The sequence below is a fragment of the Pseudomonas sp. CP-1 genome (genome assembly GCF_021213715.1).
Lineage (GTDB): Bacteria > Pseudomonadota > Gammaproteobacteria > Pseudomonadales > Pseudomonadaceae > Pseudomonas > Pseudomonas aeruginosa.
On the sequence record NZ_JAJQKY010000036.1, the window covers coordinates 1 to 16,880 of the forward strand.

At 69.1% G+C, this 16,880-nt stretch carries 11 protein-coding genes and 1 pseudogene; 7 read left to right on the forward strand and 5 right to left on the reverse strand.

Going from position 1 to position 16,880, the window contains the following annotated elements; all coding sequences use genetic code 11:
- The 4 genes and pseudogenes from LT948_RS32365 to LT948_RS32380 form a co-directional block, all read left to right on the forward strand.
- Positions 1-5,883: pseudogene (locus tag LT948_RS32365) on the forward strand (Ig-like domain-containing protein); the annotation flags it as partial.
- Positions 5,883-7,160 (forward strand): TolC family protein, encoded by a 1,278-nt coding sequence (locus tag LT948_RS32370; protein ID WP_003088104.1) that lies wholly within the window; start codon positions 5,883-5,885, stop codon positions 7,158-7,160. The pseudogene LT948_RS32365 and the gene LT948_RS32370, both read left to right, overlap by 1 nt.
- On the forward strand, positions 7,150-9,321 hold the full coding sequence (locus tag LT948_RS32375; RefSeq protein ID WP_033996135.1) for a type I secretion system permease/ATPase: 2,172 nt from the start codon (positions 7,150-7,152) through the stop codon (positions 9,319-9,321). The genes LT948_RS32370 and LT948_RS32375 overlap by 11 nt, the downstream gene beginning before the upstream one ends.
- Positions 9,311-10,498: an HlyD family efflux transporter periplasmic adaptor subunit gene (locus LT948_RS32380; RefSeq protein WP_003139884.1), complete on the forward strand. Its 1,188-nt coding sequence runs from the start codon at positions 9,311-9,313 to the stop codon at positions 10,496-10,498. The genes LT948_RS32375 and LT948_RS32380 overlap by 11 nt, the downstream gene beginning before the upstream one ends.
- A 109-nt stretch (positions 10,499-10,607) precedes the next feature.
- Here the strand turns inward: LT948_RS32380 and LT948_RS32385 are convergent, their stop codons facing one another.
- The 4 genes from LT948_RS32385 to LT948_RS32400 form a co-directional block, all read right to left on the reverse strand.
- Positions 10,608-11,186 carry an HD domain-containing protein gene (locus LT948_RS32385; RefSeq protein ID WP_003110488.1) on the reverse strand — a complete coding sequence of 193 codons (579 nt, stop codon included), beginning with the start codon at positions 11,184-11,186 and terminating at the stop codon, positions 10,608-10,610.
- A gap of 88 nt (positions 11,187-11,274) precedes the next feature.
- A complete protein-coding gene (locus LT948_RS32390) occupies positions 11,275-11,829 on the reverse strand; it encodes a helix-turn-helix domain-containing protein (RefSeq protein ID WP_003088112.1) in 555 nt (184 codons plus the stop codon).
- 157 nt (positions 11,830-11,986) lie between these two features.
- Positions 11,987-14,182, reverse strand: coding sequence for a xanthine dehydrogenase family protein molybdopterin-binding subunit (locus LT948_RS32395; RefSeq protein WP_023097736.1), 2,196 nt, complete (start codon positions 14,180-14,182; stop codon positions 11,987-11,989).
- A gap of 4 nt (positions 14,183-14,186) precedes the next feature.
- A complete protein-coding gene (locus LT948_RS32400; protein ID WP_003102736.1) occupies positions 14,187-14,648 on the reverse strand; it encodes a (2Fe-2S)-binding protein in 462 nt (153 codons plus the stop codon).
- A gap of 330 nt (positions 14,649-14,978) precedes the next feature.
- Here LT948_RS32400 and LT948_RS32405 point away from each other — a divergent pair, with 330 nt between their 5' ends.
- Together LT948_RS32405 and ndhC are read left to right on the forward strand one after the other, a co-directional pair.
- A complete protein-coding gene (locus LT948_RS32405; protein WP_003102734.1) occupies positions 14,979-15,302 on the forward strand; it encodes a DMT family transporter in 324 nt (107 codons plus the stop codon).
- Positions 15,303-15,314: 12 nt separating this feature from the next.
- Positions 15,315-15,713, forward strand: coding sequence for an NADH-quinone oxidoreductase subunit A (gene ndhC, locus LT948_RS32410; protein WP_003088123.1), 399 nt, complete (start codon positions 15,315-15,317; stop codon positions 15,711-15,713).
- Here ndhC and LT948_RS32415 read toward each other — a convergent pair.
- Complete coding sequence (locus tag LT948_RS32415; protein WP_003132721.1) at positions 15,710-16,261, reverse strand: helix-turn-helix domain-containing protein; 552 nt, start codon at positions 16,259-16,261, stop codon at positions 15,710-15,712. The two genes, ndhC and LT948_RS32415, sit on opposite strands and share 4 nt — an antisense overlap.
- A gap of 85 nt (positions 16,262-16,346) precedes the next feature.
- Between LT948_RS32415 and LT948_RS32420 the strand changes: the two genes are divergently transcribed.
- Positions 16,347-16,880, forward strand: a complete 534-nt coding sequence (locus tag LT948_RS32420) for a GNAT family N-acetyltransferase (RefSeq protein WP_003110485.1) — start codon at positions 16,347-16,349, stop codon at positions 16,878-16,880.

The window sequence follows — 16,880 nt, forward strand, 5'->3', positions numbered from 1 at the left end:
CACCCCGTCCACGCCGCTGGCGGATGGAACCGTGGTCAACGCCACCGCTACCGACCCGGCCGGCAATACCGGCGGCCAGGGCAGCACCACCGTGGACGCCATCGCGCCGGCCACGCCGACCGTCAACCTGAGCAATGGCAGCAGCCTCAGCGGCACCGCCGAGCCGGGCAGCACGGTGATTCTCACCGACGGCAACGGCAATCCGATCGCCGAGGTCACCGCCGACGGCAGCGGCAACTGGACCTACACCCCGTCCACGCCGATCGCCAACGGTACTGTGGTCAACGTGGTGGCCCAGGACGCCGCCGGTAACAGCAGCCCGCCGGCGACGGTGACCGTCGATTCCAGCGCGCCGCCGGCGCCGGTGATCAACCCGAGCAACGGCGTCGTCATCAGCGGCACCGCCGAGGCCGGTGCCACCGTGACCCTCACCGATGCCGGCGGCAACCCGATAGGGCAGGTCACCGCCGACGGCAGCGGCAACTGGAGCTTCACGCCGGGCACGCCGCTGGCCAACGGCACGGTGATCGTCGCCACGGCCACCGACCCGACCGGCAATACCGGCCCGCAGGCCGCCACCACGGTGGACGCGGTGGCGCCGCCGGCGCCGGTGATCGATCCGAGCAACGGCACGACCATCAGCGGCACCGCGGAGGCCGGGGCCAAGGTGATCCTCACCGACGGCAACGGCAACCCGATCGGCGAAACCACCGCCGACGGCAGCGGCAACTGGACCTTCACGCCCGCCACGCCGCTGGCCAACGGCACGGTGGTCAACGCCGTGGCCCAGGACCCTGCGGGCAATACCGGCCCGCAGGGCAGCACTACCGTGGACGCGGTGGCGCCGAACACGCCTGTGGTCAATCCGAGCAACGGCAACCTGCTCAACGGTACCGCCGAGCCGGGCAGCACCGTGACCTTGACCGACGGCAACGGCAACCCGATCGGCCAGACCACCGCCGATGGCAGCGGCAACTGGAGCTTCACGCCCGGCTCGCAACTGCCCAACGGCACCGTGGTCAACGTGACCGCGAGCGACGCCGCCGGCAATACCAGCCCTCCCGCTACCACGACGGTGGATTCCTCACTGCCGTCGATCCCGCAGGTGGATCCGAGCAACGGCTCGGTGATCAGCGGCACCGCGGACGCCGGCAACACCATCATCATCACCGATGGCAACGGCAACCCGATTGGCCAGGTCACCGCCGACGGCAGCGGCAACTGGTCCTTCACTCCAGGCATCCCGCTGCCGGATGGCACGGTGGTCAACGTGGTGGCGCGCAGCCCAAGCAATGTCGACAGTGCGCCGGCGGTGATCACGGTGGATGGCGTGGCCCCGGCGGCGCCGGTGATCGATCCGAGCAACGGCACCGAGATAAGCGGTACCGCGGAAGCTGGCGCGACGGTGATCCTCACCGATGGCGGCGGCAACCCGATTGGCCAGGCCACCGCCGACGGCAGCGGCAACTGGACGTTCACCCCGGGCACCCCGCTGGCCAACGGCACCGTGATCAACGCGGTGGCCCAGGACCCGGCCGGCAACACCAGCGGTCCGGCCAGCGTCACCGTCGATGCCATCGCCCCGCCGGCGCCGGTGATCGATCCGAGCAACGGAGTCGTCATCAGCGGTACGGCGGAAGCCGGGGCCACGGTGATCCTCACCGACGGCAACGGCAACCCGATCGGCCAGGTCACCGCCGACGGCAGCGGCAACTGGGCCTTCACGCCCGCTACGCCGTTGGCCAATGGCACGGTGATCAATGCGCTGGCCCAGGACGCCGCCGGCAACAACAGCAGTCCCACCAGCGCCACCGTCGACTCGCTGGCGCCAGCAGCCCCGGTGATCGATCCGAGCAACGGTAGCGTGATCGCCGGTACCGCCGAGGCTGGTGCCACGGTGATCCTCACCGACGGCAACGGCAACCCGATCGGCCAGGTCACCGCCGATGGCAGCGGCAACTGGAGCTTCACGCCCGGCACGCCGCTGTCCAATGGCACGGTTGTCAATGCGGTGGCCCAGGACGCTGCCGGCAACACCAGCGGCCCGGCCAGCACCACGGTGGACTCGGTGGCGCCGGCCGCGCCGGTGATCGACCCGAGCAACGGCAGCGTGATCGCCGGTACCGCGGAAGCCGGTGCGACGGTGATCCTCACCGATGGCGGCGGCAACCCGATCGGCCAGGCCACCGCCGACGGCAGCGGCAACTGGAGCTTCACGCCCGGCACGCCGCTGTCCAATGGCACGGTTGTCAATGCGGTGGCCCAGGACGCTGCCGGCAACACCAGCGGCCCGGCCAGCACCACGGTGGACTCGGTGGCGCCGGCCGCGCCGGTGATCGACCCGAGCAACGGCAGCGTGATCGCCGGTACCGCGGAAGCCGGTGCGACGGTGATCCTCACCGATGGCGGCGGCAACCCGATCGGCCAGGCCACCGCCGACGGCAGCGGCAACTGGACGTTCACCCCGGGCACGCCTCTGGCCAACGGCACGGTGATCAACGCCGTGGCCCAGGACGCCGCCGGCAACACCAGCGGCCCGGCCAGCACCACGGTGGACGCGGTGGCCCCGGCCACCCCGGTGGTCAACCCGAGCAACGGCAGCGTGATCGCCGGTACCGCGGAAGCCGGTGCGACGGTGATCCTCACCGATGGCGGCGGCAACCCGATCGGCCAGGCCACCGCCGACGGCAGCGGCAACTGGACGTTCACCCCGGGCACGCCACTGGCCAACGGCACGGTGATCAACGCCGTGGCCCAGGACCCGGCCGGCAACACCAGCGGTCCGGCCAGCACCACGGTGGACGCGGTGGCCCCGGCCACCCCGGTGGTCAACCCGAGCAACGGCAGCGTGATCGCCGGTACCGCGGAAGCCGGCGCGACGGTGATCCTCACCGACGGCGGCGGCAACCCGATCGGCCAGGCCACTGCCGATGGCAGCGGCAACTGGAGCTTCACCCCGGGCACACCTCTAGCCAACGGCACGGTGGTCAAAGCGGTGGCCCAGGACGCCGCCGGCAACACCAGCGGCCCGGCCAGCACCACGGTGGACGCGGTGGCCCCGGCCACCCCGGTGGTCAACCCGAGCAACGGCAGCGTGATCGCCGGTACCGCGGAAGCCGGCGCCACGGTGATCCTCACCGACGGCGGCGGCAACCCGATCGGCCAGGCCACTGCCGATGGCAGCGGCAACTGGAGCTTCACCCCGGGCACACCGCTGGCCAACGGCTCGGTGGTCAATGCGGTGGCCCAGGACGCCGCCGGCAACACCAGCGGCCCGGCCAGCACCACGGTGGACTCGGTAGCCCCGGCCACCCCGGTGCTCGATCCGAGCAACGGTACGGTGATCAGCGGTACCGCCGAAGCCGGCGCCACGGTGATCCTCACCGATGGCGGCGGCAACCCGATAGGGCAGGCCACCGCCGATGGCAGCGGCAACTGGAGCTTCACCCCGGGCACTCCGCTGGCCAACGGCTCGGTGATCAATGCGGTGGCCCAGGACGCTGCCGGTAACACCAGCGGCCCGGTCAGCACCACGGTGGACGCTGTGGCCCCGGCCACCCCGGTGATCGACCCGAGCAATGGTGTCGAACTCAGCGGCACCGCCGAACCCGGCGTCCGGGTGATCCTCACCGATGGCAATGGCAACCCGATCGGCCAGACCCTTGCCGACGGCAGCGGCAACTGGAGCTTCACGCCGGGCACGCCGCTGGCCAACGGCACGGTGGTCAACGCCGTGGCCCAGGACCCGGCCGGCAATACCAGCGGCCCGGCCAGCACCACGGTGGACACGGTGGCTCCGGCCACGCCGGTGATCAATGCCAGCAACGGCAGCGTGATCACCGGGACCGCCGAGGTCGGCGCCAAGGTGATCCTCNGGCCGGCAATACCAGCGGCCCGGCCAGCACCACGGTGGACACGGTGGCTCCGGCCACGCCGGTGATCAATGCCAGCAACGGCAGCGTGATCACCGGGACCGCCGAGGTCGGCGCCAAGGTGATCCTCACCGATGGCAACGGCAACCCGATCGGCGAGACCACCGCCGACGGCAGTGGCAACTGGACCTTCACCCCCGGCACGCCGCTGGCCAACGGTACGGTGATCAACGCCGTCGCCGAGGACGCCGCGGGCAACGCCAGCGGTCCGGCCAGCACCACGGTGGACTCGGTGGCGCCGTCCGCTCCGCTGCTGAGCATCAGCGCCGACGGCGCGCTGCTGACCGGCACCGCCGAGCCGAACAGCCAGGTGCGTATCGTGGTCAACGGCGACACCGCCAACCCGATCACGGTCACCGTCGACGGCGCCGGCAACTTCAGCCTGCCGTTCGCGCCGCCGCTGATCACCGGCGAACTGATCGCCGGGGTTGCCGTGGACGCCGCCGGCAACGTCAGCGGGCCGGCCACCATCAACGCCCCGGACCTGGCGCCGCCGACCATCAGCGTGCCGGAAGCCGCCGATACCTGGATCAATGCCGCGGAGATCGGCGACGGTATCCAGGTCGATGTGACGGTCCGTCCGACCATGCAGGTCGGCCAGGTGGTCACGGTCAAGTTCGCCGGGCAGAACGGCTACGAGGCCGAGGTCAGCCATACCCTCACCGCCGGCGACATCGCCGCCGGCAACCTGACCCTGACCCTGACGCCTCCCGGCGGCATGGGCCCGTTCCCGGAGGGCGCCTCGACCGTCACCGCCGACATCAACGGCGGCACCGCGTCGACCCCGGTGCCGTTCACCATCGACACCATTCCGCCGGCGACCCCGGTGCTGTCCCTGGTCGGCAACATCCTGACCATCTCGGCGGAGCCGGGCACCGAGCTGACGGTCACCGTCGACGTCGGCGGGGTGACCGCCACCGCCACGGTGACCGCCGACAACAGCGGGCTGGCGTCGCTGAACCTGCTCACCGATCTGGACGTCGACTTCAGTTGGGACCAGTTGCTCAATGCCCAGGTGTCGGTGGTCGGTCGCGACCCGGCCGGCAACCCGAGCAACACGGCGAGCATCGGCATCGGCACCAGCATCGAGCAACCGGTGACCATCGGTAACTTCGGCCTCGACGTCAGCCTCAACCCGCTGAACCCGCGTTTCGGTTTCAGCGGCACCACCGAGCCCAACTCCAGCGTGGTGATCCGGGTCATCACCCCGGCGTTGAACGTCGAATTGCTGCCGATCCAGGCGGACTCGTCCGGCAATTTCTCGCTGAACCTGCTGAGCCCGACCATCCTCACCCAGTTGGGGCTGAACATCACCGACATCCTCAACCTCGGCTCGCAGATCTCGTTCAACCTGGTGTCCACCGACAGCAACGGCAACGACAGCGCCGCCTACGGGATCACCCTGACCCCCAACGGACTGTCGCTCAATATCGGCCAGATCGATGTCAACGGTACTTCCGGCGACGACGTGCTGTCCGGCGCCAATGGCAGTTCGGAGCACATCAACGGCGGCGACGGCAGCGACCTGATCTTCAACGTGGGCACCGGCGATCACGTGGTGGCCGGCAACGGCAACGACACCATCCAGATCACCGCGACCGATTTCGTCAGCATCGATGGCGGCGCCGGGTTCGACACCCTGGTCCTGGCCAACGGCATCGACCTCGACTACAACGCCGTCGGCGTCGGCACGCTCAGCAACCTCGAGCGCATCGACCTCGGCAAGGGCGATTCGGGTAGCGTGCTGACCCTGACCGCGGCGGAGGTGGATGCCATCACCGATGCCAACAACACGTTGCAGATCACCGGCGAGAACAACGACACCCTGAACGTGGTGGGTGCGGTGAATACCGGTACCACGCAACTGATCAACGGCATTACCTACGACGTCTACACCTTCGGCAGTACCACCCTGCTGATCGAGGACAACACGGTACAGGTCGTGGTCTGATGCGCGGGCGCAGGCAGTACGCGCGCAAGGGACGGCGGCATGGGAAGGGAGCCATCTGGCTCCTTTCCCTGGGCCTGCCGATGTTCGCGTCGGCCATGCCCCTCGACCAGGCGGTCAGGGCAGGGCTGGCGATCCACCCGGAAGTACGATCCGCGATGGCCGAAGCGGACCGCGCAGGCACCGAGGTGGAGATGGCCAAAGGGGGGTACTACCCCTCCGTGACGATGTCCGGAGGGCCGCAGGAGTTCGACTTCGGCGAGATCGTCTACGATCTCACCGCGTCGCAGATGCTGTACGACTGGGGGCGGGTGACGAGCAAGGTCGACAGCGCCAGCGCGACCCAGCGCAAGCTGTCCGAGGCGGTGCTGGTGGCGCGCGACGACGCGGCGCTGGATATCGTCGAGACCTACCTCGACGTGCTCGCCTCGGAGCGCCGGGTGGAGGTGGTGCGCGAACACATCCAGCGCCTCGACGGCATCCGCGAGATGACCCAGGCGCGCGGCGGCGACGGCTACGCCGACCGCAGCGAGCTGGATCGCGCCAATCTGGAACTGTCGCGGGCCCAGGAGCAGTTGTCGCTGGAGAAGGGCAACCTGCAGGACGCGCGCAACCAGTACGCGATCCTGGTCGGCCAGGAGCCCGCCGACCTGGTGGAGCCCGAGCCTATGTCGCTGCAACGCTACCTGGCGGCCAGCGATATGGCGCGGGTGATCCGCGAATCGCCTTTGCAGCGCAAGGCCCTGGAGGACGCCAATGTCGCCGAGGCCGAGGTCCGTGAGGCCAAGGCGTCGCTGCTGCCGCAACTGAACCTGGAGGCCAGCGCGCTGCGCCGGGAGATCGGCGGGCATCCGGAAAGCGACTCGGTGGTATCCCTGCGCTTCCGCATGGACACCTTCCAGGGGCTTTCCAACTTCCGCCGGCCGACCGCCGCGCAGCAGCGCCTGGAATCGGCGAAATGGAGCGCCGACGCGATGCAGCGCGACATCCGCCGGCAACTGCAGAACCTCTTCGACAACGGCGACACGCTGCGCTGGCGGGAACAGTCGCTGACCCAGCAGGTGACCGAGTCGGAGCAGGTCGGCGAGTTGTATCGCGAACAGTTCGAGGTTGGTCGGCGCGACGTGATCGACCTGCTCAACGTGCAGCGCGAGCGGTTCGAGGCAGAGCGGCAACTGATCAACCTGCGGATCGAACGCAAGCGCATCGAGTATCGGGCGGCCGCGCAAGTCGGCCTGTTGGGTCCGCTATTGGAGAACCGGCTGAATCATGGAAGCTGAGAAAACCCCGGATAACGTCGTGATCCTCAACCACGACCCCATCGTCGACCCGTTGCGCCAGGGCCTGCTGCTGCTCTGCCGGCAGCTCGGCCGGCCGCTCGGCGACGCCGAGCTGGTGGACGGTATGCCGCTGGAGCACGGTCGCCTGCCGTTGCACCTGGTGGCCCGCGCGTTGCGCCGCGCCGACATCACCGCCCAGGTCACCCGCCAGCCGTTGCGCCGGATCGACCGCTACCTGCTGCCGGCCCTGCTGCTGCTCGACGACGGCCGCGCCCTGGTGCTGATGGGCAACGACGGCGAGCACGCCGAGGTGCTGGTGCCGCAGAGCGACGGCGGAAGCCAGAGGATGCCGCTGGCCGAGCTGGAAGCGCTGTACAGTGGCACGGCGATCTTCGCCAAGTGTCGCTACCGGCCGGACGGGCGGGTCGGCGACTACGCCAGCGCCTTGCCCGAGCACTGGTTCTTCGGCCCGCTCAAGCGGCTCTGGCGTTCCTACGCCGAGGTCACCGCCGCGGCGCTGGTGGCCAACGTCCTGGCGGTCGCCTCGGCACTGTTCGCCATGCAGGTCTACGACCGCGTGGTGCCCAACGCGGCGTTCGACACCCTGTGGATCCTCGCCAGCGGCGTGGCCCTGGCGATCGTCCTCGACGGGGTCCTGCGGATCATGCGCGGCCACCTGCTCAATGTGCTCGGCAAGCGCCTCGACCTGCAACTCTCGACCCTGCTGTTCTCCCGCGTGCTGAGCACCCGGGTCGCCGCCAAGCCGGCGTCGATGGGCGCCTTCAGTACCCAGGTGCGGGAGTTCGAGTCGGTGCGCGAGTTCTTCACCTCGTCCAGCGCGGCGCTGATCAGCGACCTGCCGTTCGTGGCGATCTTCCTGCTGATCATCGCCGTGATCGGCGGCCATGTGGTCTGGGTGCCGCTGGTGGCCTGCGTGCTGATGATCCTGCCGGGGCTGCTGACCCAGCGCCTGCTCGGCCACCTGTCGCGGCAGAACCTGCGCGAAGGGGCGATGAAGAACGGCGTGCTGCTGGAAGCCTTCGAGCACCTGGAGACGGTCAAGGCGACCCGCGCCGAAGGCCGCTGCCTGCACCAGTGGGAAACCCTGACCGGCGAACTGGCCAGCACGGCGATGAAGACCCATACCCTGGCCTCGACCCTGAGCTACTCGGCGAGCATCGTCCAGCAGCTCTGCTACGTCGGCGTGGTGGTCTTCGGCGTCTATCGGATCAGCGAGGGCGCGATGACCGTCGGCGGCCTGGTGGCCTGCTCGATCCTCGCCTCGCGGGCCATCGCACCGCTGTCGCAGGCGGCCGGCATCCTCGGTCGCTGGCAGCACACCAAGGTGGCGATGGAAGGCCTTGATCAACTGATGAGCGCCGAGCAGGAGCGCCCCCAGGGCAAGCGCTTCGTGCACAAGGAGCGCCTGCAGGGACATTACCGCCTGGAGGGCGTGCGCCTGGCCCACGGCGACAGCCCGCCGGTGGTCGACGTGCAGGCCCTGAACATCCGCGCCGGCGAGCGGGTGGCGCTGCTCGGCGGCAACGGCGCCGGCAAGTCGACCCTGCTGCGCCTGCTCAGCGGCCTGCTCGACGCGCAGGCGGGACGCCTGCTGCTGGACGACGTCAGCCTGACCCAGATCGACCCAGCCGACCGCCAGCGCGGTATCGGCTACCTGCCGCAGGACGTGGCGCTGTTCCATGGCAGCCTGCGCGACAACCTCAACCTGGAGAACGCCGCGCTGGGCGACGAGGAACTGCTGGAGACCCTCGACGGGGTCGGCCTGGGCGCCTTCGTCCGCGGCCACCCGCTGGGGCTGGACATGCCGATCCAGGGCAATGCCAGCCTGTCCGGCGGCCAGCGCCAGGCCGTCGGGCTGGCCCGGGTGCTGCTACAGGACCCTCCGATCCTGCTGCTCGACGAGCCGACCGCGGCCTTCGACCAGGGCAGCGAGAAACAGGTCATCGACTACCTGCAGCAATGGTTGGGCAAGCGCACCCTGGTCATCACCACCCACAAGAAAAGCATGCTCGCCCTGGTCGAGCGTGCGGTGGTCCTGCGCCAGGGCAGGGTGATCATGGACGGCCCGCTGGAGCAGGTGGTGCAGGGCAACCAGGTACAGGCACCGCAGGCCGCCGAAGGAGGCAACCATGGACTCTGAACGCGACGCCGCCGCCCTGCGCCGGCAACTGGCCGACCCGTTGCTGGCGGCTACCCACCCGGTCTACCGGCCGCTGCTCTGGACCCTGCTCGGTTGCGTGCTGCTGTTCATCGGCTGGGCGGCCTGGGCGCAACTGGACGAGGTGACCCGCGGCGACGGCCGGGTCGTGCCGTTCAGTCGCATCCAGAAGATCCAGAGCCTGGAGGGCGGCATCCTCGACCGCCTGCTGGTGAAGGAGGGCGACCTGGTGGAAGTCGGCCAGCCGCTGGTGCGCCTCGACGAGACGCGCTTCCTCACCAACTTCCAGGAGTCGGCGAACCAGGCCAGCGTGCTGCGCGCGGCCATTGCCCGGCTCGACGCCGAGGTGCTCGGCAAGAAGAGCATCGAGTTCCCGCCGGACGTCGATCCCGAGGGGCCGCTGGCGCGTTCCGAACGCGAGCTGTTCAAGTCGCGCCGCGACAAACTGGTGGAGGGCACCCAGGCGATCCAGCGGCAGATCCACCTGGCGCAGAGCCAGCTCGACCTGGTTCGCCCGCTGGTGGCCAAGCGTGCGGTGAGCCAGATGGAGGCGCTCAAGCTGAGCCAGGACATCGCCACCCTCAGCGGCAAGCTGACCGAGCTGAAAAGCACCTATTTCCAGGATGCCTATACCGAGCGCGCCCAGCGCAAGGCCGATCTCAGCGCCCTGGAACCGATCGTCCAGCAGCGCCAGGACCAGTTGCGCCGCACCGAGATCCTGTCGCCGGTGCGCGGGCGGGTGAACACCGTGCTGATCAACACCCGCGGCGGGGTGATCCAGCCCGGCGAGCCGATCATGGAAGTGATCCCGGTAGAGGAGCGTCTGCTGGTGGAGGCGAAGATCAAGCCGCGCGACGTGGCCTTCCTGGTTCCCGGCATGCCGGCCAAGGTGAAGATCACCGCCTACGACTACACCATCTACGGCGACCTCAAGGGCACCCTGGAGCAGATCAGCGCCGACACCATCGAGGAGGACACCCCGCATGGCAAGGAGTCCTACTACCAGGTGCTGATCAAGACCGATGGCAGCCAACTGAAGCGCGGCGAGGAGGTATTGCCGATCATTCCGGGGATGGTTGCCGAGGTGGACATCCTCAGCGGCAAGCGCAGCGTGCTCAACTACCTGCTGCGGCCGCTGATCAAGGCGCGCCTTTACTGAGGCGTGCAGGACAGGCCCCGGTCGGTGGGAAACGTGCTAGCCGCTTCCCTGTAGCCATGGCGAGCTACGTAGGCGGTGGCGCTGGTAACGCTGCCCGGGCGGGCGCACGCTAGGCGTCGCGCCGAGCTGCGAGGCGCTGTCGGGTCCTGGCGTCGAGTAGCTCGCGCAGGGTCTTGAACAGCGGTGCGCGGTCGGTATAGCGACGGCCGTAGTCGAGGTTGAAGGCATAGTCGAAGTCCGCCGGATTGTCGCCCTGGGTGTGCTGGAGCAGGGTTTCCAGCTTGTCCAGCGCTTTCACTGCCAGGGCTTCGGCGGTCTCGCCGCGCTCGTATTCGTCCCACAGGGCGAGCAGGCGATCGCGCAGCGGCGTGTCCAGATGACGGGTCAGCTGCAACAGGTCGGCGCGTTCCTGTTCGCCCTTGTCCGGGTGCGCCGCTTGCTCGACGGCGGGGATGTCGCCGTGGATCGCTTCGCCGAGGTCGTGGACCACGCACATGCGCAGAACCTTGCCGAGGTCCAGGCCGGCCAGTTGGTCCTCGAAGGCCAGTGCCATCAGGCAAAGCCGCCAGCTATGTTCGGCGGTGCTTTCCGGGCGGCCGGAGGAGGTGTGCGCGGAGCGCAGGACGTCTTTCAGGCGTTCGGCTTCGCGGAGGAATTCGAGGCGGTTGCTCAGCAGTTCGAGGGACATGGCGCGGGCTCCGCTACCGGTGAAACGAGCCTGCAAGCCTAGGCGCGGCGGTGCTGAAGGTCCATGGATAAAATATCCGTGGCGACGTTCAGAGGGTTTCCACCAGGCGCACCGCGCGTCCGTCCGAGAGGGTCATGCGGGTCCAGCGGCAACGGCTGCGCCGGATCGGCACGATGGCCGAGGCGTTCGCTCCGCTGGCGAACTCCAGCGCCGGCGGTGCCAGCAGTTCGCGCCAGCCGAGTTCCTCGAGGGTGGCTTCCTGGCGGAGGATTTCCTCGCTGCAATAGGGCCACAGCGAACGGTCGAGCAGTTCGCCGAGAGGCACGCCGAATTGCGCGGCGCGTGCCGGCGAACAGGCCAACAGGCGATGGGTGAGGTCGCAGATCAGGTGCACGGGTTGCGGGTTGGCTTCGACCAGGCGGGCCAGTGCCTGGTCGGCGGCGGCTTCCAGGCGGGCGCCGAGCAGACGCTCCAGGCGTGCCCGTTCCTCCACCAGCAGCGCCTGGGTACCGGACTCCCAGCGCGAGATGGTCGATTGCGCCACGCCGAGCAATTCGGCGGCATGCGTTTGCTTGACCCGATGCAGCAGGCGCCAGCGACGCAGGGCGGGGCCCAGGGACGAAGAAGGGAGAGGCTCGGTCATGCTTGGCTACGCGGGCGAATGGACGCTGAAGTCTGCGCCCGACGCCGGGCGGAGGCAAATCGGCGCGACACCGGGGGGACCCGTATGGTCGGCGGCGATCCTCGGAGGGCCGCCCGCGCCGCGCCGGCAGCCGTGGAGCTGCCGGCGTGCGTCTCGCTCAGGCCTTGGCGAAGGAGGTGGGGAAGGGCAGGTTGTACAGGCGTTGCCCGGTGGCGGCGAAGATCGCATTGGCCAGCGCAGGGCCGATGGGCGCCACGCCGGGTTCGCCGACCCCGGTGGGCGCTTCGCCGGAGGGCACGATGTGCACTTCGACCTTGGGCATCTCGGCGATCCGCAGCACCTGGTAGCCGTCGAAGTTGTTCTGCTCGACCTTGCCGTCCTTCAGGGTGATCGCGCTGTGCAGGATCGCGCCGAGGCCGAAGCCGATGCCGCCCTCCATCTGCGCGGCGATCACGTCCGGGTTGATCGGGATGCCACAGTCCACCGCACAGACCACCCGCTCGACCTTCAGCTTGCCGTCCTTGTCCACCGAGACCTCGACCACCTGGGCGACGAAGGTCTTGAATGCCTCGGTCACCGCGATCCCGCGCCCGCGCCCGGCGGGCAGCGGCCTGGATGGGTCCCAGCCGGCCTTTTCCGCGGCCAGTTCGAGCACGCCGCGCAGGCGCGGCTGCTCTGCCAGCAGGTCGCGGCGGAACAGGTAGGGGTCCTTGCCGGCGGCCTGCGCGGCCTCGTCGATGAACGCTTCCACCGCGTAGACCGTGTGCGAGCTGCCGACCACCCGCCACCACAGGACCGGTACACCGACCTGGGTGGTGCTCAGCTCGACCGAGACATTGGGCACCGCATAGGGCAGGTTGGCGGCGCCTTCCACCGAGGTGGCGTCGACGCCGTCCTTGACCATCACCGCGGCGAACGGCGTGCCTTCCAGGATCGACTGGCCGACGATGCGATGTTGCCAGCCGACCAGCTTGCCGTCGGCGTCGAGCCCGGCTTCGAGCCGGTGGTAGTACATCGGCCGGTAGAAGCCGCCGTGGATGTCGTCCTCGCGGGTCCATTGCAGCTTCACCGGCACGCCGTTGGCGCCCAGCGCCTTGGCGATCGATACCGCCTCGACGATATAGTCCGACCAGGCGTTGGCGCGCCGGCCGAAGCTGCCGCCGGCGTAGAGCGTATTGATCTTCACCTGCTCCGGCTTCAGCCCGGCGGTGCGCGCCGCGTTGCCCTGGTCGACGGTCTGGAACTGGTCGCCGGCCCAGATCTCGCAGCTGTCGGCGGTCAGCCTGACCACTGCGTCCAGCGGCTCCATCGGCGCATGGGCAAGGAACGGGAACTCGTAGCTGGCGGCGATCCTGCGGGTCGCCCCGGCCACCGCCTTGGCGGCGTCTCCGTCCCTGCGCGCGGGCTTGCCGGGTTGCTCGGCGAGCTTGCGGTACTCCGCCATCAGCGCCTCGGAACCACGCTTCTCGGCCTTGCTCTCGTCCCACTCGACCTTGAGCGCGTCGCGGCCTTGCTTCGCCGCCCAGAAGCCCTTGGCGACCACCGCCACGCCGTGCGGCACCTGGACCACCTCGACCACCCCCGGAATCGCCCTGGTCGCCGTGGCGTCGAACGATTTCACCGTAGCGCCGAACAGCGGCGGGCGCTGGAGCAGGGCGACCAGCATGCCGGGCAGGCTGACGTCGAGGGTGAATTGCGCACTGCCGTCGGTCTTGCCGGGAACGTCGACGCGCGGCGCCTGGTGACCGATCAGGCGGAAGTCCTTGGGATCCTTCAATTGCACTTTTTCCGGCACCGGCAGTTCCGCCGCCGCAGCGGCCAGCGAACCGTAGCTGGCCTTGCGCTGGCTGGTCGGATGTTCGACGAAGCCGTCGCGGGTACGCAGTTCGGCGGCTGGTACCTGCCACTGGCGGGCGGCGGCCTCGACCAGCATCGCGCGCGCCTTGGCCCCGGCCTCGCGCAATTGCATCCAGGAGTTGGCCATCGCCGAACTGCCGCCGGTGCCCTGCATGGTGCCGAAGGCCAGGTTGGCGTAGCGCTTGGCGTCGGCGGGCGCGCTTTCCACGCGGACCTTGCTCCAGTCCGCGTCGAGTTCCTCGGCGACGATGGTGGCGATACCGGTATAGGCGCCCTGGCCCATCTCCACGTGCTTGGCGATCACCGTGACACTGTCGTCCGGGGCGATCCGCAGGAAGGCGTTGGGCGCGAAGCCGGCGTCCGGCAGGGCCGCGGCGAGGGCGCGCCGGGCTCCGCTCCACTGGAAGCCGATGGTCAGGCCGACCACCGCGGCGCCTTTGAGGAAGCCGCGGCGCGAGCCGGGCAGGGCGTTGCTCAGATCGATCTTGCTGTTCATGGCGTCAGGCCTTCAGGGTGTCGGCGGCTTCGTGGATGGCGGCGCGGATCCGCACATAGGCGGCGCAGCGGCAGATGTTGCCATTCATCGCGGCATCGATGTCGGCGTCGCTGGGGCTGGCGTTCTGCTCCAGCAGCGCGGTGGCGGACATGATCTGGCCGGACTGGCAGTAGCCGCACTGCGGTACCTGGAGCTTGACCCAGGCGTCCTGCACGGCCTTGCCGGGCTTGCTCTGGATACCCTCGATGGTGGTGACGCGCTTGCCGGCGACCGCGGAGACCGGCAGCACGCAGGAACGTACCGCGGTGCCGTCCAGCTGCACGGTGCAGGCGCCGCACTGGGCCATGCCGCAGCCGAACTTGGTGCCGTGCAGGCCGGCGCTTTCCCGGATGGCCCAGAGTAGGGGCATGTTGGGATCGACGTCGAGGGTGACGTTCTTGCCGTTCAGGACGAGCGAGGTGGGCATGCTGATTCTCCACGGAAAGGCCCGGGCAGGGCGTTATCTCTTATCAGGCAGGGATGCATCGGGCGAAGTGTGCGCGAAGGACGAAACGGACGCCTTGCACGATCCTGCGAAAGTCTAGATCAATCCTGCCGAGCGTCCCGGCGGGCGCGGCGCGGAAACGCGGCGAAACAACTCCGTCGGCGCAGGCGTTCACCCGGCATCGGCAACGCGCTAGGATCGCTGCCGTCGGTGACTGACGCCCGCCCGGGCGGCACGCACTTTCAGCCGGAAGCGGGACGACCCGTTTTCCCTCTTTCATTACGCGGGGACGACCCTGCAGAGAGGCTGAAAATGGCGTGGATCTACCTCTTGCTCGCCGGTGTCTTCGAAATCGTCTGGGCCACGGCCATGAAGGAGTCGGCCGGCTTCACCCGCCTGTGGCCGAGCCTGGTCACCCTGCTGTTCATGATCCTCAGCTTCGGCCTGCTGGCCGTTTCCATGAAAACCCTGCCCCTCGGCACGGCCTACACCATCTGGGTCGGCATCGGTGCGGTCGGCGCCTTCGCCCTGGGCATCCTGCTCTTCGGCGAAAGCCCGAGCCCGTTGCGGCTGCTGGCGGTGGGGTTGATCGTGGCCGGCATCGTCATTCTCAAGCTGGCGACCCGCCAGGGCTGAGGGGCGACCATCATGTACGCATCCTTCGCTCCCGCGACCTGGGCCTTGCTCGCCTACCTCTTCGGCGCGCTCGCCCTTTGCCTGCTCATGCTGGGGTTGGGCCGGGTTCTGGGCGGCCGGTCGCATGGCCGGGCGAAGAACCTGCCGTTCGAGTCGGGGGTTGATTCCACCGGCTCGTCGCGCTTGCGCTTCTCGGTCAAGTACGCGTTGGTCGCCATGCTGTTCGTGATCTTCGGCATCGAGATGCCGTTCCTCTACCTCTGGGCGGTGTCGCTGCGGGAGAATGGCTGGGCGGGTTTCGTCGAGGCGACGCTGTTCGTCTCCCTGCTGCTGGTCGGACTGTTCTACCTGCACCGGGTCGGCGCCCTCGACTGGTCGCCGGAGCGCCGGCGGAAAAAGCCGCACGACTAGTCGTGGAGGATCACCAGCAGGTAGCGGCAGGCTTGCCCGGCGGTGGCGAAGGTCACCGCGCGGTCGACGCCGAAGTCCAGGCGGTCGCCGCGCTGCAGGTGGAACGACTGCTCGCCGTAATCCACCCGCAGCGCACCCTCGACCAGCCACAGGCGCTGCCGGTAGGGCCGGCCGCCCCAGCGGGGATAGTCGAGGCGGGCGTTCGCCGGGATCTCCACTTCCACCATCTCGCAGCCGCTGCGCGGATCGCGAGCGCCGACCTGGCGGCGGCGGTAGCCGCTGGCCGGGTCTTCCCACACTTCCTGCTGCGCGCGCCGGCAGAGCGGTTCTGCCGGCGCCTGCGTGTCGCCGAGCAGCTCGGAGAGGGCGACCCCCAGGCCGCTGGCGAGACGGCCGAGGACGCTGGCGGTGGGGCTGCTTTGGTTGCGCTCGATGCGCGAGATCATCGCCTTGCTCACCGCGCAGCGTTCGGCCAGTTGGGCGAGGGTCAGCTCGCGCTCCTTGCGCAGGGCGGCTAGGCGTCGGGCAATCAGTTCGTCGATATCCATGAGTGGCCCTGGCGGATTTTTCTCGTCCATGATAGTCACTGTCCAATATATTGGAAATTCGACCTTGCATTGGAGCTTGCCCGCGATGACCGAACCGACGATTCGCCGCCTGGCTGGCGAGGAGATCCTGGCGCGCCTGGACGAACTGGCCGAGGTACTGCTGGACTGCGTGGAAGGCGGGGCTTCGGTCAGCTTCATGTGGCCGTTGCCGCGGGAGCGGGCGCTGGCCTTCTGGCACGGCGTCGGCGAGAGCGTGGCGGGCGACGAACGCCTGCTGCTGGTGGCGGAAGCGGAGGGGCGGATCGTCGGTACCGTGCAACTGCTCCTCGACCAACCGCCGAACCAGCCGCACCGCGCCGACGTGGCGAAGATGCTGGTGCACCGGCGTGCGCGTCGGCGCGGCATCGGCGAGGCGCTGATGGGCGAGCTGGACCGGCTCGCCCGGGCCTGCGGCAAGTCCCTGCTGGTGCTGGACACGGTCAGCGGCAGCGCCGCCGAACGGCTGTACCTGAAGACCGGCTGGACGCGGGTCGGGGAAATCCCGGACTACGCCCTGATGCCGGACGGCACGCCCTGTCCCACCACCTATTTCTACAAGCGCCTGGCTGCTGCCGGCTGA

Bases quoted from the DNA above. Each gene is read 5' to 3' on its own strand.
- LT948_RS32405 (WP_003102734.1), top strand. From the start codon at position 14,979: ATGGCGTGGATCTACCTCTTGCTCGCCGGTGTCTTCGAAATCGTCTGG.
- LT948_RS32385 (WP_003110488.1), bottom strand. From the start codon at position 11,186: ATGTCCCTCGAACTGCTGAGCAACCGCCTCGAATTCCTCCGCGAAGCC.
- LT948_RS32375 (WP_033996135.1), top strand. From the start codon at position 7,150: ATGGAAGCTGAGAAAACCCCGGATAACGTCGTGATCCTCAACCACGAC.
- LT948_RS32400 (WP_003102736.1), bottom strand. From the start codon at position 14,648: ATGCCCACCTCGCTCGTCCTGAACGGCAAGAACGTCACCCTCGACGTC.
- LT948_RS32370 (WP_003088104.1), top strand. From the start codon at position 5,883: ATGCGCGGGCGCAGGCAGTACGCGCGCAAGGGACGGCGGCATGGGAAG.
- LT948_RS32380 (WP_003139884.1), top strand. From the start codon at position 9,311: ATGGACTCTGAACGCGACGCCGCCGCCCTGCGCCGGCAACTGGCCGAC.
- LT948_RS32415 (WP_003132721.1), bottom strand. From the start codon at position 16,261: ATGGATATCGACGAACTGATTGCCCGACGCCTAGCCGCCCTGCGCAAG.
- LT948_RS32395 (WP_023097736.1), bottom strand. From the start codon at position 14,182: ATGAACAGCAAGATCGATCTGAGCAACGCCCTGCCCGGCTCGCGCCGC.
- ndhC (WP_003088123.1), top strand. From the start codon at position 15,315: ATGTACGCATCCTTCGCTCCCGCGACCTGGGCCTTGCTCGCCTACCTC.
- LT948_RS32390 (WP_003088112.1), bottom strand. From the start codon at position 11,829: ATGACCGAGCCTCTCCCTTCTTCGTCCCTGGGCCCCGCCCTGCGTCGC.
- LT948_RS32420 (WP_003110485.1), top strand. From the start codon at position 16,347: ATGACCGAACCGACGATTCGCCGCCTGGCTGGCGAGGAGATCCTGGCG.